The sequence below is a fragment of the Candidatus Enterococcus ikei genome (assembly GCF_017316105.1).
GTDB classification, from domain to species: domain Bacteria; phylum Bacillota; class Bacilli; order Lactobacillales; family Enterococcaceae; genus Enterococcus_L; species Enterococcus_L ikei.
On record NZ_JAFLWD010000006.1, the window covers coordinates 20,372 to 32,879 of the forward strand.

13 protein-coding genes and 1 tRNA gene are annotated in these 12,508 nt (G+C 35.2%); 3 read left to right on the forward strand and 11 right to left on the reverse strand.

Annotated elements, in window-relative coordinates; genetic code table 11:
* Positions 1-53: 53 nt before the first annotated feature.
* The 6 genes from JZO69_RS01825 to map form a co-directional block, all read right to left on the reverse strand.
* On the reverse strand, positions 54-770 hold the full coding sequence (locus JZO69_RS01825; protein ID WP_207111205.1) for a glycosyltransferase family 2 protein: 717 nt from the start codon (positions 768-770) through the stop codon (positions 54-56).
* Positions 771-1,604: a glycosyltransferase family protein gene (locus JZO69_RS01830; RefSeq protein ID WP_207111206.1), complete on the reverse strand. Its 834-nt coding sequence runs from the start codon at positions 1,602-1,604 to the stop codon at positions 771-773.
* Positions 1,604-2,386 carry a glycosyltransferase family 2 protein gene (locus JZO69_RS01835; RefSeq protein WP_207111207.1) on the reverse strand — a complete coding sequence of 261 codons (783 nt, stop codon included), beginning with the start codon at positions 2,384-2,386 and terminating at the stop codon, positions 1,604-1,606. The genes JZO69_RS01830 and JZO69_RS01835 overlap by 1 nt, the downstream gene beginning before the upstream one ends.
* Before the next feature lie 270 nt (positions 2,387-2,656).
* Positions 2,657-3,793: a glycosyltransferase family 4 protein gene (locus tag JZO69_RS01840; RefSeq protein WP_207111208.1), complete on the reverse strand. Its 1,137-nt coding sequence runs from the start codon at positions 3,791-3,793 to the stop codon at positions 2,657-2,659.
* 133 nt (positions 3,794-3,926) lie between these two features.
* On the reverse strand, positions 3,927-4,841 hold the full coding sequence (locus JZO69_RS01845) for a YihY/virulence factor BrkB family protein (protein WP_207111209.1): 915 nt from the start codon (positions 4,839-4,841) through the stop codon (positions 3,927-3,929).
* 150 nt (positions 4,842-4,991) lie between these two features.
* Complete coding sequence (map, locus tag JZO69_RS01850; RefSeq protein WP_207111210.1) at positions 4,992-5,756, reverse strand: type I methionyl aminopeptidase; 765 nt, start codon at positions 5,754-5,756, stop codon at positions 4,992-4,994.
* Between the two features lie 342 nt (positions 5,757-6,098).
* On the opposite strand from map, the gene JZO69_RS01855 reads away from it, so the two are divergent.
* Positions 6,099-6,542, forward strand: coding sequence for a flavodoxin (locus JZO69_RS01855; RefSeq protein WP_207111211.1), 444 nt, complete (start codon positions 6,099-6,101; stop codon positions 6,540-6,542).
* Positions 6,543-6,592: 50 nt separating this feature from the next.
* Here JZO69_RS01855 and JZO69_RS01860 read toward each other — a convergent pair whose 3' ends face one another.
* Positions 6,593-7,159, reverse strand: coding sequence for a TetR/AcrR family transcriptional regulator (locus JZO69_RS01860; RefSeq protein ID WP_207111212.1), 567 nt, complete (start codon positions 7,157-7,159; stop codon positions 6,593-6,595).
* Between the two features lie 255 nt (positions 7,160-7,414).
* Here JZO69_RS01860 and JZO69_RS01865 point away from each other — a divergent pair, with 255 nt between their 5' ends.
* On the forward strand, positions 7,415-8,653 hold the full coding sequence (locus tag JZO69_RS01865; RefSeq protein ID WP_207111213.1) for an aminopeptidase: 1,239 nt from the start codon (positions 7,415-7,417) through the stop codon (positions 8,651-8,653).
* Between the two features lie 82 nt (positions 8,654-8,735).
* Positions 8,736-9,380, forward strand: a complete 645-nt coding sequence (locus JZO69_RS01870; RefSeq protein ID WP_207111214.1) for a uracil-DNA glycosylase — start codon at positions 8,736-8,738, stop codon at positions 9,378-9,380.
* 125 nt (positions 9,381-9,505) lie between these two features.
* Here JZO69_RS01870 and JZO69_RS01875 read toward each other — a convergent pair.
* From JZO69_RS01875 to JZO69_RS01885, 4 genes are all read right to left on the reverse strand, one after another.
* Positions 9,506-9,579: transfer RNA gene (locus JZO69_RS01875), tRNA-Arg, on the reverse strand.
* Between the two features lie 146 nt (positions 9,580-9,725).
* Positions 9,726-9,848, reverse strand: a complete 123-nt coding sequence (locus JZO69_RS16725) for a hypothetical protein (protein ID WP_277989615.1) — start codon at positions 9,846-9,848, stop codon at positions 9,726-9,728.
* Positions 9,849-10,061: 213 nt separating this feature from the next.
* Positions 10,062-11,255: a GNAT family N-acetyltransferase gene (locus JZO69_RS01880; protein ID WP_277989616.1), complete on the reverse strand. Its 1,194-nt coding sequence runs from the start codon at positions 11,253-11,255 to the stop codon at positions 10,062-10,064.
* Between the two features lie 69 nt (positions 11,256-11,324).
* On the reverse strand, positions 11,325-12,503 hold the full coding sequence (locus tag JZO69_RS01885) for a lanthionine synthetase LanC family protein (RefSeq protein ID WP_207111216.1): 1,179 nt from the start codon (positions 12,501-12,503) through the stop codon (positions 11,325-11,327).
* Positions 12,504-12,508 lie beyond the last annotated feature (5 nt).

Genomic DNA, 12,508 nt, shown 5'->3' on the forward strand with positions numbered 1-12,508 from the left:
ATTGAGACTTGTCATGCCTTTTGAAATTATTTTACAAAACTGTAAAATAATTCTCATTTTATTTTTACTACACCGCGTTTAATCAGAGCTAAAATAAGTACAGATCGCCATTTTAATTGTTGTATAAAACTAGACTTTGTATTGATTTCACTCGCATTATTGTTATGTCTACGATACAAAGTAAGCTTTCGAGGAATCAATGCACTCTTCTTCCTAAACGCTGCAATCAAACCAATCCACATATCATGCATAGGTACGTTTGCTGGAATTGGTAATATCTTTGTTTTCATTCTACTGCGAAAAGCCATACCTGCACCGATATACTTATTTTTCACAAGATTGTGAAGAAAACCTAACTTTACTTTTCGATACTCAAAATAAGAAGGTTCAATTACTTCCAATTGCTCATCAACAATCACCAAGTCGCTAATCACCAAATCTATTTCATCATGTTCTTGAAAAAAACCTAGCGTTGTTTGAACTTTTTCTGGAAGCCACACATCATCTTGATCTGCTAAAAAAATAAAATCTCCTTGGCTTTGAGTAATCGCAAATTCAAAGTTCGCAATTAATCCTTTACCTGGACCTTTAAACAATTTTATCCGCTGATCTTGAGCTGCATATCGTTTAAGGATAGCGATCGTTGCATCTACGGACCCATCATCAGAAATGATTAACTCATCACCTACACTGATTTGGGCCAAGATACTATTAAGCTGTTCTTCTAAATATTTCTCTCCATTATATGTTGCAATACAAACTGAGATCATTTACTTTCCTTTCATCAGTGACCAGAACTCTCGAAATGTCCGCCGCCATATCTTCCTATTTTTAACACGCAAAAATTGCTTGATTGTTCTTAGAAAGAGATGTTTTCTATGAATATAAAACTTATCTTGATCATATTTTTGATAAAATAGTGTTTCTGCACGAATAATAGATTCATATCTTTGACTACTGATTGTTCGATAATCTAATACAGATAAATCATGCGCCAGTTGATAATCTAATACACTGATTTTTTTATACAGCTGATGAATTTCCCAAAAAAGCCAGTGATCCAAAAAATCTAGTGGGAATTCTAAGTTAAACTTACCAATACTGTTTAACGTTTCTCTTGGTAATGCTGTTCCAGAATTAATACTCATAATCATCTCTGTATAAACACCAGCTTTGGGAAACTGCGACTGACCTCCAATGTATTTATCGGAAAATACTGGAGATATCTGTCTGCCATGAGAAATGACGATTGGGACATATGCACCAATCTCTTCATTCAATTCTATGTGTAAAAGTTTATCAAGATACAACTCATCAATCAAGGTATCTTGATCAAGCAATAGCAGTAAATCTCCTTGAATATCCAATAAATATTGACTGGCAGCATTGTATGCTTTAGCCAATCCAGGGTTTGTCTCATCATGAACATAGCGAACGTTCTTATGATGAAATAGTTCATCATCCTGCGCTTTTTTACTATTATCATAAATAAATAAATATACTGTTTCTTTTTCTACAGTCATTTTTTTTAATAGATGATAGCTAGATGTTTGTGAAAAGTCAGTTTGATATAAAACAAGTGTAACGACTAACTTATTTCTCACTAGAAAAACCTCCAGCCCCATTTATTAAAGAATTTAACCATTGATTGTATAAAAACCTTAAATAACTTTTTGTTTTTATGTGCTCCTTTTTCATACATATGAGTTACTGTTTCAAAAGGTGTGTATAAAATCTTGTAGCCAGCTTTTCCAAAACGCAAACAAAGATCATTGTCTTCAAAATACATAAAAAATCGTTCATCAAAGCCACCAATTTGCTTGAATTTATCGTTATCGATAATCATAAAACAGCCAGAGCCCATTTTTATAAAAGAAGTCTTATCATCCGGTAAATCTCGGCATTCGTAATAACTTAACCGTTTATCAAATAACTTTTTAACTGCTTTAAAAGGAACAAATCGAAGCATATAATCAAACACGTCTAGTTTTTGTCGTACTAAATATTGGGTAGTCCCATCTGAGTTCAACACTTTAGGGCAGACTGCCGCTAGCTGTTCATCTGCTTGGATTCGTTGAACCATTTTTTCTAAAGCTTCTTTGGTAATCAAGACGTCCGGATTAAAAATAACACTAAAATGTGCAGCCACTTCATTTATAATCTGATTATGCCCATACCCAAAACCTTTATTTTCAGTAGAACGGTGCAAGGTAATGAACGTACCGTAGTTTTCTAATTTGTTTATGTAACTTTGCTCGGAAGCATTGTCAAATATATGTATGTCATATTTTGATTCTAAAGATAATTCATTTTTCAAATTATCAAGCACATCAAAAATATGACGGCTATTGTGAGTAACAATGGAAATTGCTATTCTATCATTCATATTTTTTTGCACCTCATTATAAGATAGGATAGTGAAACTAAAGCTTTTCTATCCCCTAATTAAAAGCAGCAACTACTTCTAATTTTATTTGCTAGTCTTTAATCCGATCTCACTTTTATGCGTAAAACTTCATAAAGTATATTTTCAAATTCTTTAGTTAATCATTGGAGAACGAAGCAAAAATTCACCCTTATGTCTCGTTCTCTTCATTTATTTAGTCAATAAATTATAACATAGCTTAGAGCCTCAATAATTTTTCTCAATGATTATTTACTTTTTCTTAGAATGTTTGCCTAAGCGTTTCTCTAACTGTTGTTGACGAAATTCTCGATTACCAAATATACGTAAAATATACATCAACGGTTGATGATTTTCTCCAACCAATCCAATCATTTCAATAAACAATTCTAGTCCAATTATACTAAAAACAATCAACAGAATTGCTGCGATGTTACTTGCATAACTGAACAGCAAAGCAACAAATGAAAAAACTAAAGCCAAACCATAAATCGTCATAACCGCACCTTTGTGCGTAAATCCAAGGGACAGCAATCTATGATGCAAATGCATCTTATCAGCAGAAGAAATCGGACGTTTGTTCATCAAACGTCTAATAATCGCATAAACCGTATCTGTAATTGGTACACCTAAAATAATCATCGGCGTGATCACTGTAATGAATGTAGCATTTTTCAAGCCTTGTAAAGACATAACAGCAATCATAAAGCCTAAAAACAACGCCCCGGTATCGCCAAGAAAAACCTTAGCTGGATAAAAATTATATGGGAAAAATCCCGCAATACTAGCAACTAAAGCAAAAATCACGATTGGAATATAAACTGTTTTGGCATGAAGGAAAAAATAACCAATGACACCAATCGTCGTTAAACTGATAATAGACACACCAGAGGCAAGTCCATCTAATCCGTCGATCAAATTAATTGCATTTGTAATAGCCAGTATCCAAAATAACGTCAGCGGTAAACTAAACCAGCTTAAATCAATATGACCAAAAAACGGCAATGTTACAGCATCGATCCGAATTTCTGCTACAAAATAAATAACCAAGGCTCCTAACAGAATCCCCAATGTTTTTTTCTTTGGTGTCAATTCATAAATATCATCGATCAAACCTGTAGCAACCACAATTCCTGCGCCTAAAATAATCGGCCAAATATAACCGACCGGGATGATTGACTGGAACAACACGAGACAAGAAAATGAAAAAACAAAATAAATACTCAATCCGCCAGCTGTCGGCATATTTTTGGTATTCACTCTTCTTTCCCCTGGCGCATCATACGCGCCCATTCTAAAAGTCAACAACTTAACTATCGGAGTTAAGATCAAGGATAAAATAAACGTCAAAAATAGACGTATAACAATTTCATAAATAAACATCGACATGATGAACCCACTTTCTTAATGTACATCGTATATTATACCGAATCATTCTGCATTTACAAGTTGGAACAGGTGTTTCCACCGAATGAGAGTGGGAAACACCTTCCCTTATTTATTTAAATCCAGAGCATTTAATCTATTTCTTAAATTTTTCGTTTATTTTATCTATAAGGCGGTTAATCAATCCATAACGATGCTGAATTTTTTCATTGGATAAATATTCTTTGACGACCGCATTGATGATACCACCTAGAATAATGATCGTTGCGGCAAAATTCAACCATAACATCAATATAATAAAACTTCCTATAATTTGATAGCTGGCGATTTTTGAGCTGAAGTATTTGATATACAACCCAAAAACTTGTGACAACAACATCCAACCGACTGTTGCAAATACAGCACCTGGGATAATCGAACGAAAACTCAGCTTTGCATTAGGGACAACACGATAAATCAAACACATAATAACAAGTAAAACCAAAGACGTAATCGGCCACTTCAATGCTTGAAAGGTATCAATAAAATCAGTTGAAAAATTGAATATAGGTTGCAGCAAATCTAAAATCGTTTTACCTAACCCTAAAACACCGACTACGCCGACGATTGCAATCATAAACAAGAGAATCACCAACAAAGACATAATTCGAACAATAATAAAATTTTTACGTTGTTCAACACCAAATGCTTTGTTCATTGCAGTCTGTAGCGCGTTGATACTTTGACTAGCACTCCATAAAGCCGCTAATGCAGAAATCGACAGCAACCCACCAGAGCGTTGTGTAAGCAAAGATTGGATCGCTGGTTTTAAGTCATCAAAAATAGCCTTTGGAATTGCCTCAGCAATATAAGGCAGCACATCATTTGGATCAATATGTAAATACGGTAGGATATTTCCCACCGCAATCAAGAGAGGAAACAAGGACAAAAGTAAGTAATAAGCCACAACAACGGACGTATTCCCTATCTCTGAATCGACCATACGCCGTTGAGTTGTTTCTATGAAACGCATTAAATTATCATTATTTTTTACTTTGTCCACCAGTTTCATAAAATTCTCCTCTAATTAGTTAATACAAGCTGTTATTCCTACTCACCTAACAGTGAGCTAAAAGTAAACGAGCAAACCTTCAAGCTACATCATTTCATAACTAGCGAAGAATTTACTCCTCAGAGAAAAACATGATCGTCTCACTCTTAATTAATATGTCAGTTCTTCTCCTTGAGAAGTTAAAATTTTTGGTCCATCTTTAGTAACAGCTAAAGTGTGTTCAAACTGACAGCTGATCCCTCCGTCTAAAGTGTAAGCTGTCCAGCCATTTGGGTCCATTTTCATACGCCAAGTGCCAGTATTGACCATCGGCTCGATCGTAATGACCATACCTTCTTTTAAGCGAAGTCCTTTTCCTGCCTCACCATAATGTGGGATAAGAGGACTTTCATGAATAGTTGGCCCAACTCCGTGCCCTACAAAATCTCTTACGACAGATAAATTTTCACTTTCAACATATGTTTGGATTGCATGCCCAATATCTCCGATGCGGTTACCAACTTGTGCTTGTTCGATGCCTAGATACAATGCTTTTCTTGTTACTTCCATCAAATGATCTAATTCTGGTGTAGATTCTCCAACCACATAAGCCCAGCAAGAATCAGATACAGCACCTTTTAAATCGATACACATATCAACTTTGATCAAATCGCCATCTTTTAATGGTTTTTTTCTAGGAAAACCGTGACAAATCTCATCATTGATGCTGCAACAAGTTGCATATTTATAATCTTCAAAGCCAATTTGTGCCGCAATTCCACCATGACTTTCAATAAAGTCTCTTACAAATACTTCTATATCCCAGCTAGTCACTCCAGGCTTGATAAATGTCCGTAAATGACGGTGAACATCTGCCAATAATTCTCCAGATTCATCCATCATTTCAATTTCTCTTGGTGATTTTAATGTAATCATTTAATATAGTCCTCCTAAAATTTAAAAGCGCAGTGGGCTTGCTCAGTCTCGTAGAAAAATAAGACAATAGCTTTTTTCTATAAAACTAGCCCGCGAAGCTAGATAATCTTTATATAAGAGTATTTTATCATAATTTGTGAAAATTTCACTGAAAAGTAGTTAGCAAATATACATTTCATTCCTCTTCATACTCTCTTGATCAACATAATCATTGGTACAAAAGCAACTTCTTCCCTTATTTCTCTGGACAAATCAGATCTTCCCTAGCCTTAATTTTGTAATTTACACAACCTTCGTTCTTCTGATATAATCAAGATTGTACTATTTAAAGGAGGAAATCTAATGACCTTAGCTAAAATCGTTTATGCAAGCATGACTGGCAATACAGAAGAGATCGCAGATATCGTTGCTGAAGCTTTTGAAAATTTAAATATTGAAGTTGAAATCAATGAATGTACACAAGTTGATCCAGAAGATTTTGAAGATGCAGACATTTGTGTTGTTGCAACATACACTTATGGTGATGGTGAACTTCCAGATGAAATCGTGGATTTCTATGAAGAATTACAAGAAATCAATTTATCTGGAAAAACATACGGTGTATGTGGTTCTGGCGATACATTTTATGACGAATTCTGCAAATCAGTTGATGATTTTGATGCTGTTTTCACAAAAATCGGTGCTACTAAAGGAGCCGATAGTGTAAAAGTTGATTTGGCAGCAGAAGAAGAAGATATTCAAAACCTTGAAGCCTTTGCTAAAAAATTAGCGGAAGCAGAAAAATAACTATTTAAACAAAAGCACTCACCTTTCAGCTGAAAAGTGAGTGCTTTTGTTTAAATGTCGATTGGGTCTTTTCGTTCTAAAATTTGCTCAATGGATTCTCTCATTAGTTGCTCAATTTGTTTATCGCTCGGATGAATGATTCCTGAAGTCATCAATGCCGCAATTCCTGTTGCAACGATCCATGTCCCCATATGAAGCGAATTGATTTCAGTATCGTTTAATTTTTCATATTCAGAATCTTGCTTGACTGCATTGGAAAAATAGCTGTAAGAAAATTCCTGCATCCTCTTTCCGCCGCCGTATTCTTCTAAATATAACGCTCGGTATAGTTTGCTTTCGTTTTTGGCAAAATGAATATAATTTAAAGCTAAATCCACGATTGTATTACCCGTTTGTGTAACAGGAAACACCTCTTTTGCCAAATATTGATGAATCTTTTCAAATAACTCTTCTTTTAAATCATCCATGTTTTTGAATTCTAAGTAAATAGGTTGTGTTGAGCATTTCATTCTGGTTGCAATGTTTCGTGCGGTGAATTTCGAAAAGCCTTCAGTGGCCACTACTTCGTATGCAGCATTTAAAATCTGATCTTTAGTAATTGTTTTTTTTCTTGCCATAATCTTTCAATCCCCTCTACCTATCCTTTACAACGCTTCCATATAAATACTACAGTTATTGTAACACGATTTGTTTATTCTGCAAAATACTAGTCCTTCGTTTTATATTATTTTATTTATTTGATTATACGGGACTTTTGAACGGTTTTTGCTGAAATTAAATAAGGTCTATAACCTACTTGTTTGTTTGAGTTCATGAAAGGTACGTGTTATGATATGGACGATTAGATGTATGAAAAACTAGGAGGTTATTCTATGACATTAACAAATTTTAATAAGACATTAAAAAAATATGCTAGGCTGATTGTTGAAACGGGTGTCAATGTTCAAAAAGGACAAAGTATTGTTTTACAAATTAGTGTTGATCAAGCACCCTTAGCTCGATTGATCACAGAAGAAGCGTACAAATTAGGAGCAGGCGAAGTAATCGTTCAATGGAATGATGATGTCGTTCAGCGTGAATTTTTATTACATGCAGATAAAACATATTTGGAAAATGTTCCTCAATATAAAATAGATCAGACAGATGATTGGGTCAATAAAGGCGCTAGCCGAATCAGCGTTGTTTCCGCTAATCCAGATGCTTTAGCTGGTGTAGATACAGATCGCGTAGCCGCTTTCCAATCAGCTTCTGGCAAAGCTTTGGCTAATTTAAGAAAAGTTACTCAAGCGAACAAAGTCAGCTGGACAGTTGTTGCAGCTTCCGGCAAAGAATGGGCAGCTAAAGTTTTCCCAGATTTAAATGACAGCGAACAACAAGTGGATGCTCTTTGGAATGAAATTTTCAAAACAACTCGCGTTTACGAAGAAGATCCTGTTGCTGCTTGGAAAAAACATGACAACAAATTAGCCACTAAAGCCGCTGAATTAAACAAAGAACAATTTAACGCTTTACACTATACAGCACCTGGAACAGACTTAGTAATCGGATTACCCAAGAATCATCTATGGGAAGGTGCAGGTAGCGATAATGCTCGCGGTGAAACGTTTATGGCTAATATGCCGACTGAAGAAGTCTTCACTGCCCCAGATAGCCGCCGAGTGGACGGAGTTGTTTCTAGTACTAAACCACTAAGTTATGCCGGAACAACTATTTCAGGGATGAAATTTACATTTAAAGATGGGAAAGTCATTGATTTTTCTGCTGAGCAAGGTCAAGAAGTTTTAGCAAAATTATTAGATACAGACGAAGGGGCACGTCATTTAGGTGAAGTTGCACTAGTTCCAGATCCTTCACCGATTTCTCAATCTGGAATCATTTTCTATAATACTTTATTCGATGAAAATGCTTCAAACCATTTAGCTTTCGGTTCAGCTTATTCGTTTAACTTACAAGACGGAACTGAAATGACTGAAGAAGAATTAAAAGAAGCTGGCTTAAATCGTAGTCATACACATGTTGATTTCATGGTTGGGTCAGATAAAATGAATATCGATGGCATTAGAGAAGATGGTACACGCGTTCCAATTTTCCGTAATGGCGATTGGGCTTAAAAAATAAAGAGGTAGAGATCAAGAAAAAGAAACTTTTTTCTCGATCTCTGCCCTTTTTCAAAATTAGAAGGAGATGTTTCGATTGGACTATCCAAAAAAGTTAGTAGAAACAGTTGCTAAGAAGATGAAAGGTCATCACTTAGAAGGTTTTCTTTCCGGTCAAGGACCGAAAAATGCAGCTTTGATGTTGATAGGCGAAGCTCCTGGAGAAACAGAAATAAAAACAAAAATCCCTTTTAGCGGCAGATCTGGTGAAAAGCTCAATGGCTGGTTAGCTCAAGCAGCATTGACACGAGAAGATATCTATATTACTAGTGCAGTCAGAAGCAGACCGTTTAGTATAAAAGAACAACTTAACAAAAAAACAGGTCTCCTAGAAACAAAGTATCCTAATCGTACGCCAACTAAAGCAGAAGTTGTAGCTTATGCTCCCTTGCTAGATTATGAGATCAATAAAATCCAACCAAAAATTCTCGTACCGATGGGAAATACTGGGTTACAACGATTGTTAGGAAGTAAATTCACGATTTCAGCTTATCATGGACAACTGCTGCACTTACCCATTTTGAAATATTCAAAAAGTAAAAATCAACTGATAAAATCAGCAAATATTTATACGATCTTTCCAACTTATCATCCAGCTGCTGTTTTTTATAATCAAAAACTTGACCCTCTTATTCAAAAGGATTGGACCTTTTTAGCTTCTCTTATAAAACAATGTGATTAGATTAGCGGTGAAAATAGAAACAATTCCTTGAAAAATAAGCTGCACTCCACGAAAATTAAAGAAAATTTTCATGGAGTGTAGCTTATTTCTTGGAGTTAGAGACTGTTATCCTATCCCCATCTTTACGTTCCCGACTGGAATCGAACCAGCGACCTATCGCTTAGGAGGCGATTGCTCTATCCTACTGAGCTACGAGAACATTCTTCATTCATTTTAGAAGTCTTTCCAATCAGTGTCAATAACAAATAAAAAGAAAGTAGGGAAGTAAACTAAAAAAATAGTTTGCTTCCCTACTTCCAATCAAAAAAACAACTCTGCTGCCTTCTTGCACTCAGTATGCTACGTTTACTTTTTGATTTCTTTTTTACCTTTTAGCATTTTGACTAAATAAAGCCCACCAGCAACAATTGCTAAAGTTTTACCGATTTTACCATTTCTAGCGATTTTTTCTTCTTTTGTTTTACTCATATTTTTTCTCCTGCCTTTCGTCCTTAAACTTTTATATCTTTCCTTACTATTATTATATGAACTTCAAGCATGTTCTGCCACTCATCTGCTTATAAACGTTTTGTTTTATAAGAATCTTAAGTCCATTAAGGAAAACAAAAGGGAGGTTAAATGACTATCCCTGACATAACAAGAGTCACAATTCTCTATAAGTAAATGCTCATATTTTGTCTTTTAAAAATAATCTTCTAATGTTGGTCGTTCTTTTACCAAACGTTCATCCAAGCACTGCATCAGTTCTTCTTTTCCAGAAATTTTTCCATAGAATCTTAGCTCGTTACTTGATCGATACCCCATAAAGACTTGCGTCAACGATTGAATCGTACTAGTGATCAGCTCTGCTTTAGTCAAGGTTTCAGGCAGTTGTTCAAGCTTTCTTACTTCGCTTTTTCCTAATTCATTGATCACTAATTCCCATATTCCTTCGTTCCACGACCCATACATATCTTCAACAGCCAGATAATAGCTTTCTTTTTTTCCAGAATTAAACGGATACTTACTCAAAAAACTCTCTAAGTCCACAATTCTTCCCATCATAAAAGGAACGACTTCCATTTCCACTAAAGGAGCAGGCATTAAATAACTCAAATTTTGACCATCAAATCCTGTTTTAAACTGGAATTCTCGGGATGAGCCATTATGAGAACCGATGAACCGAATGATCGATTGAAACGCTTGATTCGTTAAATAGCCCCATTCTTTAATCACAAAACACTCAGCACTAGATTGATAGATCAAATACCCTTTTACCTCACCAGCTTCATCTTCATAAAGCGCAAACTGATTTTCTTGATCCATGCCAAGCGTGTAATCCAACCACCAAGATTCTCGAATAAGAGCTCCACGCTTATTTTTGGGTATAGCTGAATAGATACCTAAACAAGCACTTTTGGCTTCTTTAAATAAAACACGTCTCATTTTACCTGGAGTTGCTGGTACATTAGGCCAATTTTCAGCCTTGACTGTATAACTGATTTGCTCAAATAGTTGTTCAAAACCATATTTTCTGTAAAATGGATAAGAAAATGGTGCTAAATAGGCAAGTTCAACTTTGCTTTCAGCTAGTTCAGTTAACAGCTGTTTCATAATAGCTGAAATACCGCCTTGTCCACGATATTCAGGATAGGAAGAAACACAACCGATTCCAGCCATGTTATAGGTTGTTCCGTGAAAAGCAACTTCAAATGGCGTAGAGATAACTTGGCTTGTTAATACATCCTCGGAGTAATAGCCATAATTCAACGAATGTTCAACAATTTTTTCAAATCGCTTTTTACGCTTGTCTGTAGTTTCTGAATTAAATGCATAAGCAGCTAATTGAAACATTTCTTCTATTTGATCTGATCCGATTTTTCTTACTTTATTCAACGCGCTCATCCTCTCACTTAACAAAACAGTTTAGGAGTCTTTCCCATTGTTGTCAAGTGATCGCTATTTTCAACGAATCAATCGTAATTGATCAACCAATGCGTTGATTTCAGGCTTTTCTTTTTCTTGGAGCATTGTGATGATCAAAGAAGCATATCCGTCGATATGAGAGTAAAGCGATTCAGGAAATTGAATAAATGATTCCTGACAAAGCATCGCCTGTTCTTTCTCAAATCCATGTTGCAGATCTTGTTTTAAAGCGGCCAATTTTGTTTTACCGATAAGCTGATACTCTTCATCGATAACCTTTAGCATGCGATATTGTCCACTTGTCCCATGACAATAACAATGATCGGTTAATGGTGTATCAGCAATATTATTTAATGAGCTCCTAAGCACGGTATCTACTAGTTCTTTATTTTGTTTGGATAAATACAATTGGACCGGATATAAAGCCGTCAATATTCCCAAAGAACCATAACACCATTTATACGTCTGTTTCGAAAAAAACAGTTCAGCATCATCTGGCAAAACTAATTGGTTATCCTTTTTTAAAAGCCAGCCAGGAAAGTATTTTTTATCACCAGATGTCACGATATGTTGAAACAGGCAATTACTGATTCGCTCAATCAGTAACTCTTTTTCAATAATTGAAATCCTTGAATTGCCTAATGTCCAAAGATGACCAGCCAAGCCATGAGCTAACCCAAGATCAACATAGTTTTCTAAACGAAAATTTTGGTTTTGTCCTGGATAACTTAGTTGAACGAAATCGATAAATGGTGGTTCCGCTTCAGTTAGCGAATAATAGTCTTTTAAAAACTGAGTATATTCGAATTTAAAATCCATCGACGTATTGTCTAAATAACGGAAAATCCCCCATACACCATTCAGCGGATCTAACACATTGAATTTATTTTCTTTGCTTAACTGAATATTTGTTACCATTCCCAGAAGCAAGTCATTTAATTGCTCGGTTAATTGTTGGTATGTTCCAAATTTTTTATTCATCATTTGTGCGATATAAGCTAGCTCAGTATAGCCATATTGAATCCCAGGTATGTGAAGATGCTTCAAATGATGCAAACAAAAATCAAAATAATAGGAAGCTTTGTTTTTATCACCCTCTAATAAAAAAATCAATGCTAACGACAATGCAAACCGAGTATTTTCTACTCCTTTTGGTGAAAAAATCGATTCTTCGAACATTTTTTCTAATCGATCTATCTCTGTTTTGATCTCGTTCAATCGAT

Excerpts from the sequence above, each read along its gene's own strand:
- JZO69_RS16725 (WP_277989615.1), bottom strand. The coding sequence starts at position 9,848 with ATGAGTAAAACAAAAGAAGAAAAAATCGCTAGAAATGGTAAAATCGGT.
- JZO69_RS01865 (WP_207111213.1), top strand. The coding sequence starts at position 7,415 with ATGACATTAACAAATTTTAATAAGACATTAAAAAAATATGCTAGGCTG.
- JZO69_RS01845 (WP_207111209.1), bottom strand. The coding sequence starts at position 4,841 with ATGAAACTGGTGGACAAAGTAAAAAATAATGATAATTTAATGCGTTTC.
- JZO69_RS01840 (WP_207111208.1), bottom strand. The coding sequence starts at position 3,793 with ATGTCGATGTTTATTTATGAAATTGTTATACGTCTATTTTTGACGTTT.
- JZO69_RS01855 (WP_207111211.1), top strand. The coding sequence starts at position 6,099 with ATGACCTTAGCTAAAATCGTTTATGCAAGCATGACTGGCAATACAGAA.
- JZO69_RS01825 (WP_207111205.1), bottom strand. The coding sequence starts at position 770 with ATGATCTCAGTTTGTATTGCAACATATAATGGAGAGAAATATTTAGAA.
- JZO69_RS01860 (WP_207111212.1), bottom strand. The coding sequence starts at position 7,159 with ATGGCAAGAAAAAAAACAATTACTAAAGATCAGATTTTAAATGCTGCA.
- map (WP_207111210.1), bottom strand. The coding sequence starts at position 5,756 with ATGATTACATTAAAATCACCAAGAGAAATTGAAATGATGGATGAATCT.
- JZO69_RS01835 (WP_207111207.1), bottom strand. The coding sequence starts at position 2,386 with ATGAATGATAGAATAGCAATTTCCATTGTTACTCACAATAGCCGTCAT.